Origin of the sequence: Vibrio albus, from assembly GCF_003144035.1 — a bacterium.
Taxonomy (GTDB): domain Bacteria; phylum Pseudomonadota; class Gammaproteobacteria; order Enterobacterales; family Vibrionaceae; genus Vibrio; species Vibrio albus.
In genome coordinates, this window is sequence record NZ_QFWT01000002.1 from 161,869 (window position 1) to 185,752 (window position 23,884).

Consider the following 23,884-nt stretch of genomic DNA (forward strand, 5'->3'; position numbering starts at 1 on the left):
TAAAGCTTAAACGAAAAACGATGAGGGGGATTATACCTTAACTGCCGGTGTCCAAGTAACACAAAACGGCGCGGGCTTATCAAAGATAAGCCCGCGCCGGGAACTCCTTAAGTTTGTTAACAGAAAATGATACCGTTATTTCCTGTTCAGATATCTGGATAACCATGCAGGGCCTTCAAACCCCTTATCATCATCCTCTAAAATTGTTTTCGCAGCCTCTGCAGGTGTCGCCTTGCTTTCCCATAATTCGGTCAGTGTTGCCTCATCAACGTCCTGACCAACCAATTCACTTACCCTTTCCACGTATAATTTGCGTGCTAATAAATCTCGGTCCATACACTTTTCCTCACAACTTTTGTGTATCTATTCAACTCGAGCCTCATCGGTGTAATAATCTGGTTGAAGCTTATCTGTTGAACTCAACTCGATAATAGATTAATTATAGGGGTCATATTGAGGCTTAGCTCACCCTTTCACTATTAACTGAGCCGCAGAAAATATTTTTATAAGATAAAATAATTACTCACGGAAGTAGACCGAATGGAAAAGAAAACCTTGCTGACCCACTGTAGTGATGCCCCGGGTCTCATAGCAAAAATAACCAACATCTGTTACAAGCACCAACTGAATATTATCCATAATAACGAGTTTGTGGATAACACCAGCGGACACTTCTTCATGCGTACTGAATTAGAAGGAATTTTTAATGATGAAACCTTCCTTCAGGACCTGGATCAAGCGCTTCCTGAGAAAGCAAAACGCAGACTAGTGAGCTCTTCACGAAAGAAAGTTGTAATACTGGTGACCAAAGAAGCCCACTGCCTGGGTGACATTCTTATCAAAGCGTATGATGGCAGCCTGGACATAGAAATTGCTGCTGTGGTCGGTAACTACGACAAACTACAGGGACTGACTGAAAAATTCGGTATTCCTTACCACTACGTTTCTCATGAAGGTCTGACCCGGGAAGAACACGAAGAAAAGATGCGGGAAAAAATCGACCAATACGAAGCCGACTACCTGGTGCTGGCGAAATATATGCGTGTACTGACTCCGGCATTTGTTGAGAGCTACCACCATCGCATTCTGAACATTCACCACAGCTTCCTGCCGGCATTTATCGGTGCCAAACCATACCAACAGGCTTATGATCGCGGGGTTAAAATCATTGGTGCAACGGCGCACTTCGTGACCAACGACCTGGATGAAGGGCCAATCATTAAGCAGGATGTGATCCCGGTGGATCATAATTTCAACGCCTCAGATATGGCTCAGGCAGGCCGTGACGTAGAGAAAAATGTCCTGAGTAAGGCACTGAATAAAGTCGTGAACGACCATGTTTTTGTGCACGGCAACAAAACCGTTATTCTATAATTTTCCGTGCCCTGAAACACAAAAAGCAGCCTTCAAACGGCTGCTTTTTGTGTTTCAGGTACAATAAAATTACACCTGAGTCCGACCCAGAGAAATCACTACCCTGCGGTTTTTGTCTTTACCAATAGGCGAGCTGTTATCGGCAACCGGCCGACGCTCTCCATAGCCCTGTATCTGGATCCGGCTGCTGTCTAACCCCAGAGACTGAAAATAATCGCGCAGAACAACCGCCCGGCGCTCTGAAAGGTTCTGGTTTACCCCTTTGGCTCCGCTGCGATCGGTATAGGTGTTGATCAAAACCAGATCGATATCTTTATTGTACCGGATGTATTCCGCAATCTGAGCCAGACGCTTTTGCGAGGCTTTATTTAGTTGCTCACTATTACGGTCATAATGCAAAATAGTGAAAGAAATATCTTCAAAACTGTACGGCAACAACTGATTGATACACCGACTGAATGCGTTATAGTTCTGTTGAAACATCACTGATGAAAGCGACACTTCAATACTCTGATCCCGGCTCTGCCAGTCCGCGTAGCTAAAGGTAGGGAAGCGGCCTTTTTCCAGTTCAGACAAAATCCCCCATGCAGTCTGCCCGCCGATATAGCCATTAAACTGCTGGAAAAACTTCATTCTGGATATCCGTTCAGCACTTTCTCCCGGACGCCATTGCGGTGGCATCGAAACAAGGGTGACATCCCGGGTAGCCCCCATTGGCCTGAGCATTTTCAGCTCAAAGTCCAGGTTAACCTTTTTACTGGCGTGAGAAGAGAATTCAGCCTGACCATAGTTTGGGATCGGATGCACTAAGCGGCATTCCAGTGGGGTATCTACCCTCATCTCCCATGAAGACTGCTCTGGCGTTGCCGCATAACGTAAATCAACCGCCTGCGATACAGGTGATATCAGGGCGGCTGATAAAAAGACACTGGTGGCAATCTGCTTCTTCATAACTACTCGGCACTCATTCTTCAATAGGATAACGGCGAATCCTTGCCGCTTTTTTGCCCATAAATGGACTTATTCCGTCATCATTCTGCTCATTTGGTAATGATATAGCAAAAAGTCCGCCAATATCTCCGGCAAATGATCAGTGAACCGAAAAACGTACGAAATAACTCTGATTGCCCATTTAGCTCCGGAGAAATATCTGCAATAATGCGGCGCTCATTCTCTTTGATGAACTAAATATGACTGTAGATAAAGAACTATTAGCGCTAAAAAGCCGGTTCCGTGGTTATTTCCCGGTAGTAGTTGACGTTGAAACAGCAGGTTTTAATGCAAAAACCGATGCACTTCTGGAAATTTGTGCCATTACACTGAAGATGGATGAACAGGGAAATCTGCATCCGGCAACCACCATGCATTTCCATGTGGAACCATTTGAAGGTGCCAATATCGAAAAAGAAGCGCTGGAATTTAACGGTATACGGGATCCTTACAGCCCATTACGTGGTGCGGTAGCCGAGCAGGAAGCGTTAAAAGAAATCTACAAGCAGATCCGAAAAGAGCAAAAAACAGCCGGTTGCAGCCGAGCCATTATGGTTGCTCACAATGCAACTTTTGATCTTAGCTTTGTCATGGCGGCCAATGAACGTAGCCGCCTGAAAAGAGTCCCTTTCCATCCTTTTGCAACGTTTGACACCGCAGCACTTAGCGGTCTGGCCTATGGTCAGACGGTTCTGGCCAAAGCATGTCGAACGGCAGGGATGGATTTCGACAACAAAGAAGCCCATTCTGCGCTGTATGACACACAAAAAACCGCTGAGCTGTTCTGCGGTATCGTCAATAAGTGGAAAGAACTGGGCGGCTGGCCTGTCTGCTCCTCTGAACAGGCTGAAGAAAAATAAACGAAACACAACTTATCTTTTGGGAAAATTATGAATCCTGTCGTCATTTCTGTATGCATTATGCTGATACTGGCGCTGATGCGGGTCAACGTTGTCGTTGCCCTGACCTTCAGTGCCATCATTGGTGGTCTGGTCTCTGGTATGGGCCTCAACGATGCGGTAGCCGCTTTTGAAAGTGGCTTGGGTGGTGGTGCCACCATCGCTTTAAGCTATGCCATGTTAGGTACCTTTGCCGTGGCTATTTCAAAATCAGGCCTTACTGATCTAATGGCTCAGGCTGTGATTAAGCGTATCCACGGCCAAGGCCATGAGGGTGCGAAAACCGGTCTGAAATTCGCGATCATTGGTGCCCTTATTCTGGTCACCATGTCGTCACAGAACGTTATTCCTGTCCATATCGCCTTCATTCCAATTTTGATTCCACCTCTGTTAGGCGTTTTTGCAAAACTGAAAATAGACCGTCGCCTGGTTGCATGCGTACTGACCTTCGGTCTGATCACACCATATATGGTTCTGCCTATCGGTTTTGGTGGTATCTTCCTGAATAACATCCTGTTGAAAAACCTGCATGATAACGGTCTGACTGATGTTGTTGCCAGCCAGGTACCAACTGCGATGATGCTTCCGGGGCTGGGTATGGTCGCCGGCCTCCTGCTGGCCGTACTGTTTACCTACCGTAAGCCGCGTGAATACCCTGAAACAGAAATGACTCACATTCATACTAACGTTGAAGTTGATAAGAAAAACGTGGTTATCTCTATTGCGGGTATTGTGGTTGCTCTGGGCGCTCAGCTACTGACCGGTTCGATGATCATCGGCGGGCTGGCCGGCTTTATGGTGTTTACCGTAAGCGGCATGATCAAATGGAAAGAGACCCACGATGTGTTCACTAAGGGTGTGCACATGATGGCCATGATCGGATTTATTATGATTGCCGCGGCAGGTTTTGCGGCGGTAATGAAGCAGACCGGTGGCGTTGAAACACTGGTAGAGTCCGTATCCAGCAGTATCGGTGACAACAAAGGACTGGCAGCAATGCTGATGCTGGTTGTTGGCCTGCTGGTCACTATGGGTATTGGCTCTTCTTTCTCGACTATCCCGATTATCGCCACCATCTACGTTCCGTTGTGTGCGGCTTTCGGTTTCTCACCTCTCGCAACGGTTGCGCTGGTTGGTACCGCTGCGGCTTTGGGTGACGCGGGTTCCCCGGCTTCAGATTCCACCCTTGGCCCCACTTCCGGCCTGAATGCGGATGGTCAGCATGAGCATATCTGGGAAACTGTAGTTCCGACCTTCCTTCACTACAATATCCCGTTGATTATCTTTGGCTGGATTGCAGCCATGACACTGTAGTCAGGACAGCTAAACGAAAAAGAGGTCGCCAATCCAATGGCGACCTCTTTTCTTTCAGGCAAGTATGATTACTCAGCCGACTTTTCAGCGGCCTGCTTAATCAGAGGCTGAAGCTCACCTTTCTGGAACATTTCCAGAATGATATCGCATCCGCCGACCAGCTCACCGTCCACCCACAACTGAGGGAACGTCGGCCAGTGTGCATATTTTGGCAGCTCTGCACGAATATCCGGATTCTGCAGGATATCGACATAGGCAAATTTCTCACCACAGGCCATCAGAGCCTGAGCAGCCTGAGAGGAAAAGCCACAGCTAGGCAGCTTCGGTGAACCTTTCATATACAGCAGAACAGAGTTTTCCTCAATCTGCTTTTTAATCTTATCAATCGTTTCCATAGATGGTCTCATCTTATCGTTACTGACTCTACCCGTCACATTCTACTGGTTTATGCACGAATAAAAAGCCTATTCTGTATGTGGGATTGAACCAACCCGACTACACTCTTACTTACCTCATCGTCTTAAACTTGTGATATCAGACAGATACTGATAAATCAAACAACAATGACAACACTCTGTCATTGACCTCCATAGGTGACAAATTCAATATTTTTTTGTTACTGGGGTTTTAATAAAGTAAAAACTTGCTAAAATAAAACTAAGTCAGTCGTAACGACTTAATTAATACAAATACAATCGGAAGCAAAGGGGTTATCCCCTTATAATCAACGGAGAATTACGCAATGGCATTCGAACTACCGGCACTACCTTATGCAAAAGATGCACTGGAACCACATATCTCAGCTGAAACACTGGAATACCACTACGGTAAACACCACAACACATACGTTGTAAAACTGAATGGCCTTGTTCCAGGTACTGAGTTTGAAGGCAAAACACTGGAAGAGATCATCAAAACCTCTACCGGCGGCATCTTCAACAACGCTGCTCAGGTATGGAACCATACTTTCTACTGGAACTGCCTGTCTCCAAACGGTGGCGGCGAACCAACAGGTGCAGTTGCTGACGCTATCAATGCTTCTTTCGGCTCTTTTGATGCCTTCAAAGAAAAATTCAACGACATGGCTGTGAACAACTTTGGTTCTTCATGGACATGGCTGGTGAAAAAAGCAGACGGCTCTCTGGATATCGTTAACACCTCAAATGCAGGCACTCCTTTGACAGACGAAGGTGTGACTCCTCTGCTAACAGCTGACCTGTGGGAACACGCTTACTACATCGATTACCGTAACGTTCGTCCTGACTACCTGAACGGTTTCTGGGCGCTGGTTAACTGGGCATTTGTTGAAGAAAACCTGTCTGCATAAGATAAGCGTTTTCTTACCGAGATGAAAAAGCTGGCGATTGCCAGCTTTTTTGTTGTCATACGACTTTCAGCGCACAACTGGATTCTTTATTTACAAAAGGTGTCAATATACAGAGCCTCAACCTTATCTCTTGCCCATTGAGTACGACGCAAAAACTTCAATGACGACTTGATTGACGGATTGTTGTAGAAACAGTTGATTTGAATTTCTGCATCTAATCCTTCCCATCCATAGTGCTCTTGCAAACGGACGAGGATTTTTTCTAAAGTTAAACCGTGTAATGGGTTATTTGGTTGTTCCTGACTCATTAACCTATGTTCCTGCAGTGGCGGCCTTTTAAAGGCGCAGTGTACCAGATAGTACAAGCTCATTTTTATATTTTAGCCGGTAGGATAGTGTTGTCATTCCCCCCTGCGATTACCCGCTTTTTTATCTCTACTTACCTACAAGCTATCCAGATAATCCAGCCATTCCCTGGCGGCCTTATTCTGCGCTACCCGATACGCCCTGTTGGCGGCTTTCTTCGCCAGCTCTAACCGATTAAGGCGGTAATAAGCCTGAACTTTAGTCAGTAATACCTGTTCAGAAGGGTTATCGATCAGATTCAGTTGGGTTATCGCCTGCTGATACTGATTTTGCTGCAGTAACAGACGGGCATAGGGCCAGCGGTATTGCGAATCCACTTCTGTTGCTTTTTTCCAGATCAGTAAGGACTTATCCCATTCTCGGGCCTGCTGCCAGTACCTTGCCTGCGTTGCCAGCATCTCGGCATCCGTTTCCAGCCCTTTCAAACGGGTATAGTATTCTGCTGCCTGAGCGGGTAGTTTCTGATCCGCGTACAGACCGGCCAGAGTTTTTATTTCCGTCTGAGTTAACACAAACCCGGCTCGTTCCATCTGCTGTACTACCGCCAAAGCCTCTCTGTTGTGATCGGTACGCAGCAACAGACTGTACAGCTGTCTCCACCACTCTTTCTGCTCCGGCTCACGGCGGCGTAACTGCTGTGTGGTTTTAACGGCTCTTTCCCACTGCTCAAGGCTAAGTTCGGCAGCCAGTTGCAGCTTCAGTGCACTGATCGCCGGAGTCCGAACGTTTTGCTTATAAGCGGAAACGGACGCCAGTACATCGTGCCAGTGTTCCAGAAAATAATAAGCCTGAGCGACCCTCAGCCAGTATCCGGCCAGCTTCGTCGGTTCCTTTGTCTGCTCTATCACTGCGTGATAGTTGTCGATAGCTGCAATAAAGTTCTGTTGATATAGCTGAATATCTGCCAGCATACGCTGAGTGTCGAGATGCTGCTCCTTATCCAGAGCATTAAGGGTAACCGCCCGGCTTAGGGCCTTTTCAGCCTGACTTCCCTGCTCAAGCTGCCAGTAGAAAACGCCCAGCAGTTTCTGTAGATAAGCCTGATCGTAGGCACGCTCAGGCTCTATACCTTCCAGTATACCTATTGCTTCAGCCGTACTCTCTTCCTGCTGAACCTGAAACGCTTTATGGACTTTCAGCGCCACATAGCGCGACAGTTCCGCAGCGTTAAGCGGCAAACTCAGAGCCGTCATAAGTAACAGTAGATAGCGCATTATTGTTGAATCCTGAACTCTAATCTGACCTTCTGCCCGGCTCTCTTAACCGGGGATCCGTTGACCATCTGTGGCTGGTATTTCCACCGTTTCAAAGCCCGGCGGGCTTCCCGGTCGAATATTCGCCGGGGTTCACTCTCTACGATTTCAATGTCCGTCGGTACACCGGTTTTATCAATGGAGAAAGACAACACCACATATCCTTCAATTTTCCGGCTGAGTGCCCTTCGCGGATATCTGGGCTCCATACGGTGTAGCGGCATCACCTGCTGATTCTGTCCAATATCAGTCACCTGTTCAGCCATGGGGTTAACTTCAGCAGGAGCATCCGGAGCAGACACTGCCAGCCCTTCCACGGCAAAGTCCATCTTTAGCTCAGGCAAATCAGGCAGAGCGGATTCCAGAGGTTGAGAAGAGGGAGAAACCGCTGTCGGTTTTTCTTCCGGAGCGACCTTTGGTTTCTCCGGAGGATCGGGCAGCCTTCTGGTTCGCTGCTTAGCCTCAGATTCACTTTCTGCCATCAGCAGATCAAAACGGGCGACGGATTCCTGCTCAGGGGAACGCCCGGCATCAATGCCTACCATCCAGACCATCAGGCTAAACAGAACAGCCGTCGTGGTCACCGCCAGGGGAAAACTCAACAACAAACGTTTCATTGTTAACCCCTACTTCGCAGCGGTAGCCAGGGCTATTTTCTGAATACCAGCCCCTTTTGCCCCATCCATAACCTCTACCACGGTACCGTTAAACGCGTATTTATCGGCCTGTATGACCAGAGAGGCATTTGGCTGCTCCAGCAGCATGTGCTCAAGTGTGGCCTGTACTCTTTCCACATCCACCAGGCGTTTGTCGATATACACCTCATTGTCTGCAGTTACTGCGATAAAAATACCCGCATCTTTCTGGCTGGCAGAATGTGCAGCCTGCGGACGGTTTACCTCAACACCTGATTCTCTGACAAAAGAGCTGGTAACAATAAAGAAGATCAGCATGATAAAGACGATATCAAGCATTGAGGTCATATCAACCTGAGCTTCGTCCTGACTCTTTCTGCGTTGTCCTAATCTCATCGGTTCTTCCTATTTCGCTCTCATTAACCGTTCAAGGTGTAACTCTCTGGATTCACTCATTTTACTTAGCCTTGAATACGTGAACATGCCGGCCAGCGCCGCCACCATTCCGGCCATTGTGGGTAATGTGGCCATAGAGATCCCCCCTGCCATCAGTCTTGGCTGCGATGTGCCCTGAGCTTCCAGCACGTCAAATACGGAGATCATCCCGGTGACTGTTCCTAACAAACCAATCATGGGAAATAGCGTGACCAGCACTTTCAGCAGATTCAGGTGCTGAGTAAGCTCAATATGAGCCTGTGAAAGCCACGCCGCGCGTTGCTGTCTGGCAAACCAGGAGTGTCGATCTGCTCTTTTCTGCCACATGCAGATCCAAGTCTGCCGACGTCTGGGAAAGCTGACATAAAGGTAAAGCAGTCGCTCAAATGCGATAAGCCAGAACAGCGCCACCGCCAGAGCCAGCCACCAGAGCACCGGACCTCCCCGGCTCATAAACTCACTAAAGGCATGGAAACCAACACCCAAAATAGTATGGGTATCCAGTGCCTGAGTGATTGGACGAAGCCACTCCATCAGGCCGCTGCCTTAGCCTGTTGTTCTGCTCGCTCTGCAACAAGGCCAATACCCTGTTTCTCTATCACAACACTGATATTGCTGGCCTGAGAGCTCAGGATATTGTGCAGCAACAATAGCGGCATTGCAGCAATCAGACCAAGAACCGTCGTGACCAGAGCCATGGATATACCACCCGCCATCACGCGTGGGTCTGCGTTACCAAACTGAGTGATAGTCTGGAATGTCTCAATCATCCCCGTAACGGTACCCAAAAGACCCAGCATTGGGGCCAGTGCTGCAAATAATTTAATCAGGGACAGGCCTTTTTCCAGCAATTGCTGCTCATCCACGACCGATTCCAGCAGCCTCAGTTCCAGCGCTTCCACATTCAGTGCTTTATCTTCCTGGTAGACCTTAAGCACACGGCCCAGCGGGTTATTGCCCGGCTGCTGTGGCTTTTTCAGTTGAACGCGTATCAGAGCCTGAGTCCGCAACAGTGATACTCCCCGCACCGCACCAATCAGAAGGCCAAGCAGTAACAATCCGGCGATCACCTTACCCACAGCGCCCCCCTGAGCAAAACGTTCAGACAGTCCCGGCTTATTCCCCAACTGTTCCAGTAGCGTTCCACGGGATGCATCAATAGCAAATGGCTGTAGGTTTTCTGTCAGCACAGACGAACGGGTCGGAGCCTGTTCCGGCTGACGCCGATAATCGGAAGCTGTCTGTGTGACACCATCCCACTTCAGATACCCGTTGTCTCCCAGCAGCCCTAGACTACCAAGACGCTTTGCGGTAACGTCAGTATGAACGCCATCGCCCCCGACATAATTCACCGTCACGGTTTCTGCATGCCCACTGTCTTTAATTTGCTCAGACAATACTGTCCATAATCCGTGTAGCTGCAACGCTGACGGCAAGGTTTTTGCCGCCACGATATCGTCAATCAACGCTATCTGCTGTTCCTGCCCGATAGATGCCACCGACTGTTTCATTTCAACCTGCAGCTCTTTAGCTACCTGACGTACCACACCAAACAATTCACCAAGACTACCAGTGGCAAGATACAGAGCTTTTTCCTTTTCAGCCAGACGTTCCTCATTCTGACTAAAGGTGTCACTTAGCCGATCCGATTCAGCCTGCAGAGCGGCAATTTGTTTCTGTAGTGCTTTTTTCTGTGCTTGCAATTTTACTTCTGTCTGATGAAAGTCGGCTTCACGCAGCCTGTCTTTCTGTCGTTGTTCTTTATAAGCTGCTTTGGTGCTATCCAGTAGCTTATCGGCTGCGGATACTGATGAAGCGCACATCACTGCCACCAGCGTTAAACAAAGGAGAGAGGTTAGCTTGTTCATTACTCTCCCTCCTTCAAAGAAACCGGTAAGGTGAGGATATCCGGCGAAGCTTGTCTGCCTGCGATAGCAAAGGCTTGGTTCACTTCAGAGCCTAATTCTGGAGACAATTCTATCCAATGATGTTGCACCGTATCCCAGGACCAGAACTGTTGCTGATCCAGGCTGCGTGCGACCAGAACGACTCGCCCTATGTACAGCTGTTCCGCTTCACGGGCGACGCCATCGGCCACAATACGGCCGGTGAAGTTACCGAGTTTTGTCCCGTACTCCAGCTCAATCTGATAAGCTTCCAGAATGCGGCGGTATTTTTCTGCATCACTGATATTGGCCTGAGTCATCATCACCTGCAGGCTCTCCAGACGCTGTTGACGAGCCTTAAGGCGAATTGGTTTGTCTTCTGTGATGATAGCTTTCAGCCCATCCATCATACGGTACATCAGAGGGACAACACTGCGCTTAGTGGTATCAATCTGGGCTAACTGTTCATCCAGACTTTTCATTTCCTGTTCCTGACTGAGTACCAGGCTCTCCAGATGATCCCGATAAATGGTCAGACTCTCAACTTCGGCCCGCAGTGACTCGATATCGGCCTTTAACGCAAAAGCGTGATCACTGCTTTTGTTGATCCGCTGTTGGCTATCCGCCGTTTCATTTATATTCTTTTTTTCCAGTTTATGGGCCTGGCTGATCTCATCAGCCGAAGACGGAAGGGAGGCTGATAAAAAAAGAATACAGGCAACCATCATCTGGGTTTTCCCGATCAACAGCCTGCTTATAACACCACCTGAAGACATATAAAACTCTTCACTATTCCAGTTAGTTAAACAACATTACCGCTAAACACACATCACCCGGTAAAATTCAAATAAAGAATAATACCCATTCTCATTTGTAATGCAAACATAATCAAGTTTACAACATAAAAGCCCGGGCTATTATTGCCCGGGCTTATCTTTTTATCATCGCGATGATGAGGAATTACCAGCCGGTAATTTCCCTCAGACCTTTACCGATATCAGCCAGACTTTTCACCGTTTTAACACCAGCGGCTTCCAGTGCGGCAAACTTATCTTCGGCTGTACCTTTACCGCCAGAGATAATGGCCCCCGCATGCCCCATACGTTTGCCTTTTGGTGCGGTCACACCTGCAATATAAGACACGACGGGTTTGGTGACATTCGCTTTAATAAACGCGGCCGCTTCTTCTTCTGCGGTTCCGCCGATTTCACCAATCATCACAATCGCTTCGGTTTCCGGGTCTTCCTGGAACAGTTTCAGCATATCAATAAAGTTTGAACCCGGGATCGGGTCGCCACCGATACCTACGCAGGTGGACTGGCCAAAGCCTTCATCTGTGGTCTGTTTTACCGCTTCATACGTCAAAGTACCGGATCGGGAAACAATACCGACTTTACCTTTTTTATGGATATGGCCCGGCATGATGCCGATTTTACATTCGTCCGGAGTGATAATGCCCGGACAGTTTGGCCCAATCATAGTCACACCAGCTTCTTCAAGGCGCAGTTTCACCTGAAGCAGATCAAGCGTCGGAATACCTTCGGTAATGGTCACAATCAGTTTGATACCAGCATCAATGGCTTCCAGAATGGCGTCTTTACAGAATGGTGCCGGAACATACAGAACCGATGCTGTTGCACCCGTCGTTTCGACCGCTTCACGTACAGTATTGAAAACCGGCAGTCCCAAATGAGTCTGACCGCCTTTACCCGGAGATACACCACCAACAAGCTGAGTACCATACTCCAGCGCCTGCTCTGAATGGAAGGTACCCTGGCCGCCGGTAAAGCCTTGACAGATAACCTTGGTGTTTTTATCAATAAGAATCGACATTATTTGCCCTCCGCTGCTGCTACAGCTTTTTCTGCTGCTTCAGTCAGAGAAGTTGCAGCAATAATATTCAGACCACTGTCTGCCAGCTTCTTCGAACCGATATCCGCTTTGTTACCTTCAAGGCGAACGATAACAGGAACCTCGACACCCACTTCCTGCACCGCACCGATAACGCCATCGGCAATCAGATCACAACGAACAATGCCACCAAAGATGTTCACAAATACCGCTTTTACTTTGCTGTCGGAAAGAATGATCTTAAAGGCCTCACTAACACGCTCTTTGGTTGTACCACCGCCAACATCCAGGAAGTTAGCAGGCTGACCACCATAAGTGCTGATAATGTCCATGGTGCCCATTGCCAGACCGGCACCGTTCACCATGCAACCGATGTTGCCGTCCAGCGCGACATAGTTCAGTTCCCATTGTGCGGCATGTGCTTCACGCTCGTCTTTTTGAGTCGGATCGCGCATTTCTCTGAGTTTTGGCTGACGATAAAGGGCATTAGAATCGATATTGATTTTGCCATCCAGGCAGAGAAGGTTTCCTTCGTCAGTGATCACCAGCGGGTTGATTTCCAGCAGCGACAAATCGTGCTGAGTGAACATTTTACCCAATCCCATAAAGATTTTAGTGAACTGCTTTATCTGATCGCCTTGCAGGCCCAGCTTAAACGCAAGTTCCCTGCCCTGATATGGCTGAGGACCAGTCAGAGGATCAATCGTTGCTTTATGAATCAGCTCCGGTGTTTCTGCCGCCACTTTTTCGATCTCAACCCCACCTTCTGTTGAGGCCATAAACACCACCCGACGTGAAGAGCGATCAACAACGGCGCCAAGGTACATCTCACTGGCGATACCCGATGCAGCTTCTACAAGAATTTTGGATACTGGCTGACCATTGGCGTTCGTCTGATAAGTCACCAGGTTCTGACCCAGCCACTTCTGTGCAAACTCACGGATAGCTTCTTTATCGGTATGCAGTTCCACACCACCGGCCTTTCCCCGGCCACCGGCATGTACCTGACATTTTACAACCCATTTTTCACCACCGATTTTTCCAGCCGCTTCAGCCGCTTCCTGTGGTGTATCACAGGCGTAGCCTTCCGGTACTGGCAAACCGAACTCAGCAAATAGCTGTTTGGCTTGGTATTCATGCAAATTCATTCTGTCATTCCGTTAGTTTTCCCATCACGGGATTTATTATTTCCATAAGACTCTTTGCCACGAAACGGCTCAGGCAAAAGAGCTTAACGTATGCAGGGTACGTTCTCATATTTTTATACAGAGTCAGACGTTGAGCTTATCTGACTCTGTGTACACTGCAGAGCTCAGATAGCTTAAACATCAAGTAGTAAGCGAGCCGGATCTTCCAGTAACTCTTTTATGGTTACCAGGAAGCCCACAGATTCTCTGCCATCAATAAGCCGGTGGTCATAGGAAAGTGCCAGATACATCATCGGAAGTATTTCCACTTTTCCGTCCACCGCCATAGGGCGATCCTGGATTTTGTGCATTCCAAGGATAGCAGCCTGTGGAGGATTAATAATTGGTGTCGACATGAGCGAACCAAAGACTCCACCATTAGTAATGGTAAAGTTACCACCTGTCAGTTCTTCAACCGTTAATTTGCCATCTCTACCTTTAATTGCAAGATCTTTAATGCCTTTTTCTACATCTGAGAAGCTTAAAGTGTCACAATCTCTTAAAACCGGGGTCACTAGGCCTCTCGGAGTAGATACAGCAATGCTGATATCGAAGAAATTATGATAAACAATATCGTCGCCATCAATAGATGCATTCACTTCCGGATACCGTTTTAGAGCCTCTGTAACCGCTTTTACGTAAAAAGACATAAAACCAAGACGAACGTCATGTCGTTTTTCAAATGAGTCTTTGTACTGCTCTCTCAAATCCATGATAGGTTTCATATTCACTTCATTGAAGGTCGTCAGCATCGCCGTCGCATTTTTCGCTTCTAACAAACGTTCCGCAACTCGCTTACGCAGGCGGGTCATTGGCACACGTTTCTGACTACGCGTGGTATGGTGTGACTCTGCCAGTGCTTCGTTGTCTTCGTCTTCGGCTTTCTTCTCCTGAGCAACTTCCTGCTCTTCCGCTCTTTGCTTCAGTACCGCATCGATATCTTCACGGGTAATACGCCCGCCAACGCCTGTTCCTTTAACATCAGCGGCATCCAGACCATGTTCAGCCAGAAGACGGCGGGTAGCAGGAGTCAGCCAGTCATTGGTTTCTTCCGTTAGCGAAGCCCGGTAACGTTTATCCGGCGAGGATTCGGATGCCTGTGCTGAATCTTTGGTTGGCTCACCCGCCACCGCTTCCGTCTGAATACGGGCAAGCAGTTGTTTGGCTAATACCGTCGAGCCTTCCGGCTCAGTAATGCTTTCCAATACTCCGTCATCCGGAGCCGGAACTTCCAACACAACCTTGTCCGTTTCAATGTCTACGATAACTTCATCACGGGATACGCTATCGCCTTCTTTTTTGTGCCAGGTTGCTACCGTAGCATCCGCAACGGACTCAGGTAAATCGGGAACCAGAATGTCAATTGTCATATTCGTCTCTTCCTTATTCTTCTAGTTCTGAATCTAGGGTCAGTGCCTCATCAACCAAGGCTTTTTGTTGTTTCAGGTGAACGGACATGTAGCCCACCGCAGGAGATGCCGAAGCCGGTCGCCCGGCGTATTTCACTTCCGCACCATGAACAGCGTTACGGAAATTATGCTGGCTACAGTACCAGGCTCCCTGATTCTGAGGCTCTTCCTGACACCAAACGTAATCTTCTACATTGGTATATTGCTCAATCAGTTCTCTGACCTCAAACAGAGGGAACGGGTAAAGCTGCTCGATTCGGATAATGGCAACATCTTCCTGTTCATTTTTACGCCGTTGCTCAAGCAAATCGTAATAGACCTTACCTGCACAGAAAACTACTCGCCGGACTTTGGCCGGATCCAGAGCATCAACCTCAGGAATAGCGGCCTGGAATGTACCCTCTGCCAATTCTTCCAGGCTGGATACACATTGCGGGTGACGCAGCAATGATTTAGGCGACATGACAATCAGCGGACGACGCATAGGCCGAACCACCTGCCTTCTCAGCATGTGATACACCTGAGCCGGAGTCGACGGTACGACGACCTGAATATTAGACTCCGCACACAATTGCAAATAACGTTCAAGGCGGGCTGATGAATGTTCCGGACCCTGACCTTCGTAACCGTGTGGAAGCAACATGGTCAGGCCAGACAGCCTTCCCCACTTCTGCTCGCCGGAAGAAATAAACTGGTCAATCACAACCTGTGCACCATTGGCGAAGTCACCAAACTGAGCTTCCCATATGGTCAGTCCGCCCGGCTCTGCGGTGGCGTAGCCGTATTCAAAGGCCAGCACCGCTTCTTCCGATAAGACGGAATCAAATACCTGAAACTTTCCCTGATTCTCACGAATATGAGCTAAAGGGGTATACACACTACCATCGTTCTGATTATGCAGCACGGAATGACGATGGAAGAAGGTACCACGCCCTGAATCCTGACCAGAGATACGGATACGCTTACCATCATCCACCAGCGTGGCATAAGCCAGCGTTTCAGCCATCCCCCAGTCCAGCTGTTTTTCACCGGCTAACATGGCCTGCCGGTCTGAATAGATTTTATCTACCCGGCTTTGCAGAACGTGGCTTTCCGGATGCTGACAGGTTCTGCTTCCCAACTCTTGCAGACGATGTAAATCGAAACGGCTTCCCCACTCCATATTCCAGTCATGCCCCAGATAGGGAGACCAGTCTACCGAGTGTTTTTCCATCGGCCGCCATTCTTTCACGACAACTTCACCGTGATCCAGAGCATCCCGATATTCGTTCACCATCTGGGTCGCGCCTTCGATGTCCACTTCTCCACGCTCCATGAGCATGTCCGCGTACAACTTGCGTGGTGTCGGGTGTTTTTTAATTTTCTGATACATCAGTGGCTGAGTCGCATTCGGCTCATCCGCCTCGTTATGACCATGGCGTCGGTAACACACCAGATCAATCACCACATCCCGTTTAAACGTGTTTCTGTAATCCAGCGCTATCTGGGTAACAAATGCGACTGCTTCAGGATCATCGGCATTCACATGGAAAATCGGTGCCTGAACCATTTTCGCGATATCGGTACAGTACATGGTCGAGCGGGTATCCCGCTGATTAGACGTGGTAAAGCCTATCAGGTTATTCACCACAATCCGGATGGTACCGCCAACCTGAAAGCCCCGGGTCCGGGACATATTAAAGGTTTCCTGCACGACCCCCTGACCGGCAATGGCGGAGTCACCGTGAATGGTGATAGGCAAAACCATACTGCCGGTTTTATCCCCCAATCTGTCCTGACGGGCACGGACCGACCCCATCACAACCGGATTGACTATTTCAAGGTGAGAAGGATTAAAGGCCAGAGCAAGGTGTATATCACCGCCGGGAGTAGAAAAATCGGCAGAGAATCCCTGATGATACTTCACATCACCGGTTCCCCAGGTTTCATCATGCTTACCGGCAAACTCATCAAACAGGTCCTGAGGTCTTTTCCCCAGTACATTCACCAGCATATTCAACCTGCCCCGGTGAGCCATTCCGATGACAACTTCGCGGATACCATTACGGCCGGCATGCCTTACCAGCTCTTTCGTCATCGGAATTAACGCATCACCGCCTTCCAGAGAAAACCGTTTAGCGCCCGGGAACTTAGCGCCCAGATACCGCTCCAGCCCTTCTGCTGCGGTTAATTCCTGAAGAAAAGTACGTTTCTCACCAAGTGAAAAAGAAGGCTGCCCTAACACAGACTCTAAACGCTGCTGTATCCAGCGCTTCTGTTCTGTATTCGTCATGTGCATGTATTCTGCACCAATGGAGCCACAATAGGTTTTTTTCAGCGCCTGGTACAGGTCACCAAGACGCATGGTTTTGTCCGAAACAGCAAAAGACCCCACATGGAAGGTCTCTTCAAAATCATCTTCAGTAAGGTTATGAAATTCAGGTTTAAGATCCGGCCCCGGTTCTCTCTTCCAGATACCAAGAGGATCCAGGTTTGCCGCCTGATGCCCCCGAAACCGGTACGCGTTAATTAACTGAAGTACTTTGACCTGTTTGGCATCAACTTCAGGATCACTTACTTGGACACTGTAATGCTTTGTCTCTTTCGCGAGTCGCCGGAAGTAATCACGAACCCGTGAGTGCGGCTGTTCAGCCGCTTGTGATGGCTGCTGCGGCAGCTCGTCAAACACACGTTTCCATTCATCACTTACCTGCTCCGGATCACTCAGATACAGTTCGTAGAGTTCCTCTACATATGTCGCATTAGCACCGGCCAAGTGTGAAGACTCAAGCCATGCCTTCATCACACCGTTGTGCATACTTTCCCTTAACCAGTTTGTTATCATCACCACCCTTTTCTCGGGTGCTCTATGCCGCTTATGCGGCAATCTTTATTCTTCCTTTCAACGCATACAGAGAGCGTGACCACGTTAAGCCTATATTACCAATTGCTTCAGGTGGATTTAATCCCTTTTGACAAGTAGTTACATCAATACTTTCTGACATAGCTCTAACTGTGGCATAAATTTTATAAAAATGCTGCATATCGCTTAGCAAATCCTGAATCGCCAGCACTTTTTTCTGACCGTTTCGCCAGGTGCTGGTTATCTGTGTTACCCCACATTTTTAACATTTTAACAACCACCGCCTGAATTTATTTTAAACGTTAGTGTAGTATATAGAGGTGAATCCTGATATTCAGTCAGCCTTAAAATTGAGGTAACCCCTCAGATTATAAAGAAAAACCAAAAAATAAACTTGTTTATCAAAACAACGACCGGTATAGCTGGATGCGGTAAATAATTGTGGCTAAACGGAACAAATGGTTAATTTTTTCATCCAATTTATAGTGTGTCAGTTGCACACAATGCACCAGAAAAATTGACTTTAGCTGCAATCCTAAGTAAAAAAGCGGCACACAAAGAATCCTGGATGGATGAAAATAACAAAGGAGAATGTTATGGCAGATAAGATTGCGACCCTTCATATTGAAGGTAAAGCGCCTATCGAACTACCGATTTTACAGGGAACAATGGGGCCTGAAGTGATCGATGTTCGTCAACTGGGAGCAAATGGGTATTTCACCCTTGACCCAGGTTTTCTTGCCACTGCTTCTTGTGAGTCTCAGCTCACTTATATCGATGGTAATAAAGGGATTCTTCTGCATCGTGGTTATCCAATCGATCAGTTGGCAAACAATGCCGACTATCTGGAAGTGTGTTATATCCTTCTTTACGGAGAAGCACCTAACCGTAAAGAATACGAAGACTTTAAAACCATCGTCACCCGTCATACCATGGTGCATGAGCAAATTGCCAGCTTCTTCCATGGCTTCCGTCGTGACGCACACCCAATGGCCATTATGTGTGGGGTAGTCGGCGCATTAGCTGCGTTCTATCACGATTCACTGGATATCAATAATGACAGCCACCGGGAAATTGCGGCATTCCGTCTTATGTCCAAAATGCCAACACTTGCCGCGATGTGTTACAAGTACTCGGTTGGACAGCCATTTATCTACCCAAGGAATGATCTGAGCTACGCAGAAAACTTCCTGCACATGATGTTTGCTACGCCGTGTGAGGAATACGAAGTTAATCCTGTTCTTGCCCGGGCAATGGACAAGGTGTTCACACTGCATGCTGACCATGAACAAAACGCTTCTACTTCGACTGTGCGACTTGCAGGTTCATCGGGTGCGAACCCATTTGCCTGTATTGCAGCGGGTATTGCCTCTTTGTGGGGCCCAGCTCACGGTGGTGCAAACGAAGCCTGTCTGCGTATGCTGGAAGAAATCGGCAGCGTAGAGAGAATTCCTGAGTTTATCGCCCGTGCGAAAGATAAAGATGACCCGTTCCGCCTGATGGGCTTTGGTCACCGGGTATACAAAAACTATGACCCGCGTGCCACCGTTATGCGTCAGGCATGTCATGATGTACTGAAAGAGCTGGATATTGAAGATCCGCTACTGGATGTGGCAATGGAGCTGGAACGCATCGCCTTGTCTGATGATTACTTTGTTGAGAAGAAACTGTACCCGAACGTGGATTTCTATTCAGGTATCATTCTTAAAGCTGTCGGTATTCCGGTCACCATGTTTACGGTAATCTTTGCTCTGTCCCGTACTATCGGCTGGATCGCACACTGGAACGAGATGCACAGCAGTCCGGATAGCCGTATTGGTCGCCCTCGTCAGCTGTATCAAGGTTATGCTCAGCGTGACTTTAAACCTCTGCACGAAAGAGAAGAAGAGAGTAAATAACTTTTTGTCTACGAAAAAGCCCGCTGATCATTCAGCGGGCTTTTTTATTTCAATGTTTCCATTCCCGTCATTTCCATATTCCTTAGTAGAAACAAATACATGTAACTCTTAGACAGAATATGCGTTCCCACGCAGGAGCATGGGAACGAAAGGATTGAGCAGAAAACTTATGCGTAAACTGGAAGACGCTTACAGATGTCCAGTACCTTGGCTTTGGTCGCTTCGATTACTGACTCATCATTAATGTTGTCCAGAACGTCACACATCCAGCCAGCCAGAGCTTTCGCATCTTCTACTGTGAAGCCACGACGAGTGATCGCCGGAGTACCCACACGGATACCTGAAGTCACAAATGGGCTGCGAGGGTCGTTTGGTACTGAGTTTTTGTTTACAGTGATGTTCGCTGCACCCAGTGCTGCATCCGCCTCTTTACCTGTGATGTCTTTGTCAATCAGGTCAACTAGGAACAGGTGGTTTTCTGTAGAGCCAGAAACGATTTTGTAACCACGAGCAATAAATTCTGCAACCATTGCTTTAGCGTTAACCACAACTTGCTGCTGATAGGCTTTGAACTCAGGTTCCATCGCTTCTTTAAATGCTACGGCTTTACCTGCAATAACGTGCATCAGAGGACCACCCTGACCACCTGGGAATACCGCTGAGTTCAGCTTCTTATACATGTCTTCGCCAGCGTTAGACAGGATCAGACCACCGCGAGGACCAGCCAGTGTTTTGTGCGTTGTTGTAGTAACAACGTGTGCGTGTGGCAGTGGAGTCGGGTAAACACCAGCAGCGATCAGACCAGCAACGTGTGCCATGTCAACAAACAGGTAAGCATCAACTTTATCCGCAATCTCACGCATGCGAGCCCAGTCAACAACCTGAGAATACGCAGAGAAACCACCGATGATCATCTTAGGCTTATGCTCAAGAGCCAGTGCTTCCATTTCTTCGTAGTTGATTTGGCCGTTATCGTCGATACCGTAAGGGATAACGTTATAGTGCTTACCAGAGAAGTTTACTGGTGAACCGTGAGTAAGGTGACCACCGTGTGCCAGGCTCATTCCCAGTACTGTGTCGCCTGGATTTAGCAGAGCCATATAAACTGCGCTGTTGGCCTGAGAGCCAGAGTGAGGCTGTACATTTGCGTATTCACACTCAAATAGTTTGCATGCACGGTCAATCGCCAGAGATTCTGCTTTATCTACATATTCACAGCCGCCATAGTAACGCTTGCCTGGGTAGCCTTCTGCATACTTGTTAGTTAGCTGAGAACCCTGAGCTTCCATAACTCGTGGGCTGGTGTAGTTTTCTGAAGCGATTAGCTCAATATGCTCTTCCTGACGAAGAGTTTCTTCTTGGATTGCAGCATATAGCTCTGCATCGTAATCAGCGATGTTCATGTCGCGCTTTAGCATCTGTATCTCCTGACTCAGATATTCACAAAGTTCCGAAAAAGTACATAAAGTCCGAAAGCAAACGTTTCCGTCACCTTTATAGGTGGCGCTAGTGTACAAAAATCACCGTAATCAAGAAAGATAAAGTTTCAATTTCTTTATGCACAATTTTCATGTTCGGGTTGAAAAAGACTCATGTCCTGCATGGGTATAAATCTAGCTTACAGGTGAATAATGTCCAATCAATTCCCCTGTAAACTCTACGGCTTTACACAGCGTAAAAAGCCGATTACATACCGTTGCCTTAAATTTTCATCCCAACCTACCGAAATTAAACGTTTTTATCTAGTATTCTCGCCATTCTCTACAAGAAAATTTTTAAATAGATGGAAAAACACTCAGTTAAAGAAGATTGGATCGCCATTCTTACCGGAACTTTTATTACGGCTCAGGGTTTATTCTTCCTACAGTCGGCGCAACTGCTGACCGGAGGAACCGCCGGGCTGGCATTACTCTTAGCGCAACTTATGCCGCTTTCTTTCGGTGTATTGTATTTTCTGGTCAATTGTCCGTTTTATATTCTGGGGTGGCTGCGGTTCGGTAAAATGTTTGCTATCAGAAGTATCGTATCCGGTGCAATGGTGTCGGTATTTACCGATCATCTTGATCTGGTGATCCACCTTGATGTGGTCAACGACCTATACTGTGCTGTCGTCGGTGGAACGCTCATGGGGCTGGGTATGCTGATCCTGTTCCGTCATCGTTCCAGCTTAGGCGGATTCAATGTTATGTGTCTGGTGATTCAGGATAAATGGGGCATCTCTGTCGGCAAAACCCAGGTGCTTATCGACTGCGTCATCGTGATTGCCTCATTCTTTTTTGTGACGCCCTGGGTGGTTGCTCTGTCGGTCACGGGGGCCGCCATCATCAATTTGGTGCTGGGGATGAACCATAAACCCAGCCGGTATATTGTGAGTTACGGCTAAACGCCGGTCAGTTGAATCCATGTAAAATAGGGAGGCTTAGCCTCCCTTGTATAAGGTATTACCAACTTTCCTCAAGCTGGAAGGTAATACAACTGCCATCAACTGAACTCCAGCCATAATCATTCCAGACACAGAAGGTCACTTGTTGATAAGCACGTTCACCAAAGCGGTGCTGATATATCTCGCCTGAGAACATTTTATTATAAGGCCCACCAACAGCCGTATAAAAAGCAGAGCTATTGTAAGGATTGCTGTCCCTGAACACTGACTCTGATGCATCAAAGGTAATAAGATCACCTGGGCGTAAATCTATAATCTGAACCAGTGAAGACTCTTCCCCACGATATACCACACCATTAACCGAAACCACCGCTAAAGGCGCATCATTGCGATCTCCCCTAACATATATAGTTTGCTCTTCAGGCAAACTCGTCATGCCGTTTCCCCAGTACGTATCATTGTATCCGGCATTTTTTGCACGAGCTTTGATTTCCCAGTCGCTGGTTACTTCAGGCAGGTCAATATCAATCTCATCACTCAAGGTCTGTAGATGGCCAACAAGGATGTTAGCGTAGCTTTTATCACGAATTTCCCACAGATAAACAGGATCCCGTCGCACACTATCACTTGTTAGCTTAGCTTGCAGTGTCATAGTCTCTCCAACCGTCTTTCTCGGTGAAAAGCCCCAGATTTCTAAATTCGGTGCTTCGAGCGCATTACTTTTTAGTACTGATGTTTTCACCCACCAGGTGTCATCTTCACATTTATTGAGAGCGTAACACCACTGAAAACGGAGATCCCCGTATTGAGGGTACTTAAATCGCAATACCGGTTTGCTGCCATCAATTCCGGCATAAGCCAGAAAACTATACAACGGACTTTTTAACAATGACCAGTAGCCCGACTGACTATAATTAGTCGCATCAAGTTCAATACACTGATTAGGCCCCACTTCAATAGGCTTCTGATTACTGCCGCTCGCTGGCGTAATTTTCATACTGTTTTCCGCAGTACACTTAGGCAGGGTAGCTGTCCCCTGCACCGTCAGCCTGAGCATCTTCTTAACCACATTACCGTTATCTGCCAGCGTGACAGCAACTTCCTCTACAGCAGTATCACCAGTCATCAGGTAATCGTAGCCACCCAGTGGCTCATACGTTAACTGCTGACGGGTTTTATCCACGATTAAACGCCCTCGCTTAGGCTGCCGGATATCAATAAATTTCAGCGGTAAACCGGTAAAATCGGCAACGGAAAAAGTAACTTTCGTCTCTTTGTCCGTGGAAGCTTCTACCCAAACCTTATCAATCACATTCACGATGATATTGATGCAGTAACCATGACCTTCCGGGCTGGCAGGGTTATATTTTGCCTTATCCTTGCAACCAACCAGGGTATATTCCCCTGCGCTCTGCCCTTTAAAGTCATACTCTGCTCCCTTACTGCTAGAAATAATAGCCTGAGCGGAATCTTTTACCGAAGAGTCAATTAACTCCCAGGTATGCTCTTCGGGCGCAATATCATTGAACCCATAGGCAGTAAAATTCGTGGTTTCATCGGTAAATACATACAGTTCCTGAGCACTTCCATTCGGGACAGGATGATAAACCGACCGCCCCGCAGAGATAGAATAAGAATTTGTTTCAACCGCTACTGATTGAGTAGCGTTAATTTCCGTCCCACCACTATTCGCGTTTTTCTTCTCATCACTACCTGAGCCACCACACGCAGTCACGAATAAAGCCAAACATAAAACAAAGAGCCTACACATTATTTTTCCTTTATTGAGACATAAAGTTAATTTTGGGACGGGAAATGTAAGCGGTGAACACTAG

The 23,884-nt window shown here is 47.7% G+C and carries 23 protein-coding genes; 6 read left to right on the forward strand and 17 right to left on the reverse strand.

Features of this window, described 5'->3' with window-relative positions; all coding sequences use genetic code 11:
* Positions 1 to 135 precede the first annotated feature (135 nt).
* A complete protein-coding gene (locus DI392_RS04350; RefSeq protein WP_109318687.1) occupies positions 136 to 336 on the reverse strand; it encodes a hypothetical protein in 201 nt (66 codons plus the stop codon).
* Positions 337 to 540: 204 nt separating this feature from the next.
* Here DI392_RS04350 and purU point away from each other — a divergent pair, with 204 nt between their 5' ends.
* Complete coding sequence (purU, locus tag DI392_RS04355) at positions 541 to 1,374, forward strand: formyltetrahydrofolate deformylase (RefSeq protein WP_109318688.1); 834 nt, start codon at positions 541 to 543, stop codon at positions 1,372 to 1,374.
* 69 nt (positions 1,375 to 1,443) lie between these two features.
* On the opposite strand, the gene motY is transcribed toward purU, so the two are convergent.
* Positions 1,444 to 2,325 (reverse strand): flagellar protein MotY, encoded by an 882-nt coding sequence (gene motY / locus DI392_RS04360; protein WP_109318689.1) that lies wholly within the window; start codon positions 2,323 to 2,325, stop codon positions 1,444 to 1,446.
* 239 nt (positions 2,326 to 2,564) lie between these two features.
* On the opposite strand from motY, the gene rnt reads away from it, so the two are divergent.
* Together rnt and DI392_RS04370 are read left to right on the forward strand one after the other, a co-directional pair.
* Positions 2,565 to 3,224 (forward strand): ribonuclease T, encoded by a 660-nt coding sequence (gene rnt / locus DI392_RS04365; RefSeq protein WP_109318690.1) that lies wholly within the window; start codon positions 2,565 to 2,567, stop codon positions 3,222 to 3,224.
* Between the two features lie 30 nt (positions 3,225 to 3,254).
* Positions 3,255 to 4,577 (forward strand): Na+/H+ antiporter family protein, encoded by a 1,323-nt coding sequence (locus tag DI392_RS04370; RefSeq protein WP_109318691.1) that lies wholly within the window; start codon positions 3,255 to 3,257, stop codon positions 4,575 to 4,577.
* A 68-nt stretch (positions 4,578 to 4,645) separates the two neighbouring features.
* Here DI392_RS04370 and DI392_RS04375 read toward each other — a convergent pair whose 3' ends face one another.
* Positions 4,646 to 4,972 (reverse strand): Grx4 family monothiol glutaredoxin, encoded by a 327-nt coding sequence (locus DI392_RS04375; RefSeq protein WP_109318692.1) that lies wholly within the window; start codon positions 4,970 to 4,972, stop codon positions 4,646 to 4,648.
* 347 nt (positions 4,973 to 5,319) lie between these two features.
* Here DI392_RS04375 and sodB point away from each other — a divergent pair, with 347 nt between their 5' ends.
* Positions 5,320 to 5,904, forward strand: coding sequence for a superoxide dismutase [Fe] (sodB, locus tag DI392_RS04380; protein WP_109318693.1), 585 nt, complete (start codon positions 5,320 to 5,322; stop codon positions 5,902 to 5,904).
* Positions 5,905 to 5,990: 86 nt separating this feature from the next.
* Here sodB and DI392_RS04385 read toward each other — a convergent pair whose 3' ends face one another.
* The 12 genes from DI392_RS04385 to DI392_RS19480 form a co-directional block, all read right to left on the reverse strand.
* Positions 5,991 to 6,212, reverse strand: coding sequence for a VF530 family protein (locus tag DI392_RS04385; protein ID WP_005472135.1), 222 nt, complete (start codon positions 6,210 to 6,212; stop codon positions 5,991 to 5,993).
* 135 nt (positions 6,213 to 6,347) lie between these two features.
* Positions 6,348 to 7,484: a tetratricopeptide repeat protein gene (locus DI392_RS04390; protein WP_109318694.1), complete on the reverse strand. Its 1,137-nt coding sequence runs from the start codon at positions 7,482 to 7,484 to the stop codon at positions 6,348 to 6,350.
* Complete coding sequence (locus DI392_RS04395) at positions 7,484 to 8,140, reverse strand: energy transducer TonB (protein ID WP_109318695.1); 657 nt, start codon at positions 8,138 to 8,140, stop codon at positions 7,484 to 7,486. The genes DI392_RS04390 and DI392_RS04395 overlap by 1 nt, the downstream gene beginning before the upstream one ends.
* A 9-nt stretch (positions 8,141 to 8,149) precedes the next feature.
* Positions 8,150 to 8,554 carry an ExbD/TolR family protein gene (locus tag DI392_RS04400; RefSeq protein WP_109318696.1) on the reverse strand — a complete coding sequence of 135 codons (405 nt, stop codon included), beginning with the start codon at positions 8,552 to 8,554 and terminating at the stop codon, positions 8,150 to 8,152.
* A 9-nt stretch (positions 8,555 to 8,563) separates the two neighbouring features.
* Complete coding sequence (locus DI392_RS04405; RefSeq protein ID WP_245883959.1) at positions 8,564 to 9,046, reverse strand: MotA/TolQ/ExbB proton channel family protein; 483 nt, start codon at positions 9,044 to 9,046, stop codon at positions 8,564 to 8,566.
* A gap of 80 nt (positions 9,047 to 9,126) precedes the next feature.
* Positions 9,127 to 10,461, reverse strand: coding sequence for a MotA/TolQ/ExbB proton channel family protein (locus DI392_RS04410; protein WP_109318698.1), 1,335 nt, complete (start codon positions 10,459 to 10,461; stop codon positions 9,127 to 9,129).
* Positions 10,461 to 11,255 carry a DUF3450 domain-containing protein gene (locus DI392_RS04415; protein WP_245883947.1) on the reverse strand — a complete coding sequence of 265 codons (795 nt, stop codon included), beginning with the start codon at positions 11,253 to 11,255 and terminating at the stop codon, positions 10,461 to 10,463. The genes DI392_RS04410 and DI392_RS04415 overlap by 1 nt, the downstream gene beginning before the upstream one ends.
* A gap of 184 nt (positions 11,256 to 11,439) precedes the next feature.
* Entirely contained in the window at positions 11,440 to 12,312 is an 873-nt protein-coding gene (gene sucD, locus DI392_RS04420; RefSeq protein ID WP_109318699.1) for a succinate--CoA ligase subunit alpha, read from the reverse strand.
* On the reverse strand, positions 12,312 to 13,478 hold the full coding sequence (gene sucC, locus DI392_RS04425) for an ADP-forming succinate--CoA ligase subunit beta (protein ID WP_109318700.1): 1,167 nt from the start codon (positions 13,476 to 13,478) through the stop codon (positions 12,312 to 12,314). The genes sucD and sucC overlap by 1 nt, the downstream gene beginning before the upstream one ends.
* Before the next feature lie 173 nt (positions 13,479 to 13,651).
* Positions 13,652 to 14,887 carry a 2-oxoglutarate dehydrogenase complex dihydrolipoyllysine-residue succinyltransferase gene (gene odhB / locus DI392_RS04430; RefSeq protein WP_109318701.1) on the reverse strand — a complete coding sequence of 412 codons (1,236 nt, stop codon included), beginning with the start codon at positions 14,885 to 14,887 and terminating at the stop codon, positions 13,652 to 13,654.
* 13 nt (positions 14,888 to 14,900) lie between these two features.
* Positions 14,901 to 17,723, reverse strand: coding sequence for a 2-oxoglutarate dehydrogenase E1 component (gene sucA / locus DI392_RS04435; protein WP_109318702.1), 2,823 nt, complete (start codon positions 17,721 to 17,723; stop codon positions 14,901 to 14,903).
* 58 nt (positions 17,724 to 17,781) lie between these two features.
* Positions 17,782 to 17,979, reverse strand: a complete 198-nt coding sequence (locus DI392_RS19480) for a hypothetical protein (RefSeq protein ID WP_146194517.1) — start codon at positions 17,977 to 17,979, stop codon at positions 17,782 to 17,784.
* 385 nt (positions 17,980 to 18,364) lie between these two features.
* Here DI392_RS19480 and DI392_RS04440 point away from each other — a divergent pair, with 385 nt between their 5' ends.
* The gene (locus DI392_RS04440) at positions 18,365 to 19,666 is read left to right on the forward strand and encodes a citrate synthase (protein WP_109318703.1); all 1,302 of its coding nucleotides are present in this window, start codon (positions 18,365 to 18,367) and stop codon (positions 19,664 to 19,666) included.
* 167 nt (positions 19,667 to 19,833) lie between these two features.
* Here the strand turns inward: DI392_RS04440 and glyA are convergent, their stop codons facing one another.
* Positions 19,834 to 21,084, reverse strand: a complete 1,251-nt coding sequence (gene glyA, locus DI392_RS04445; protein ID WP_109318704.1) for a serine hydroxymethyltransferase — start codon at positions 21,082 to 21,084, stop codon at positions 19,834 to 19,836.
* Between the two features lie 365 nt (positions 21,085 to 21,449).
* On the opposite strand from glyA, the gene DI392_RS04450 reads away from it, so the two are divergent.
* Complete coding sequence (locus DI392_RS04450) at positions 21,450 to 22,049, forward strand: DUF6198 family protein (RefSeq protein WP_109318705.1); 600 nt, start codon at positions 21,450 to 21,452, stop codon at positions 22,047 to 22,049.
* 58 nt (positions 22,050 to 22,107) lie between these two features.
* On the opposite strand, the gene DI392_RS04455 is transcribed toward DI392_RS04450, so the two are convergent.
* On the reverse strand, positions 22,108 to 23,820 hold the full coding sequence (locus tag DI392_RS04455) for a hypothetical protein (protein WP_109318706.1): 1,713 nt from the start codon (positions 23,818 to 23,820) through the stop codon (positions 22,108 to 22,110).
* Positions 23,821 to 23,884: the final 64 nt, after the last annotated feature.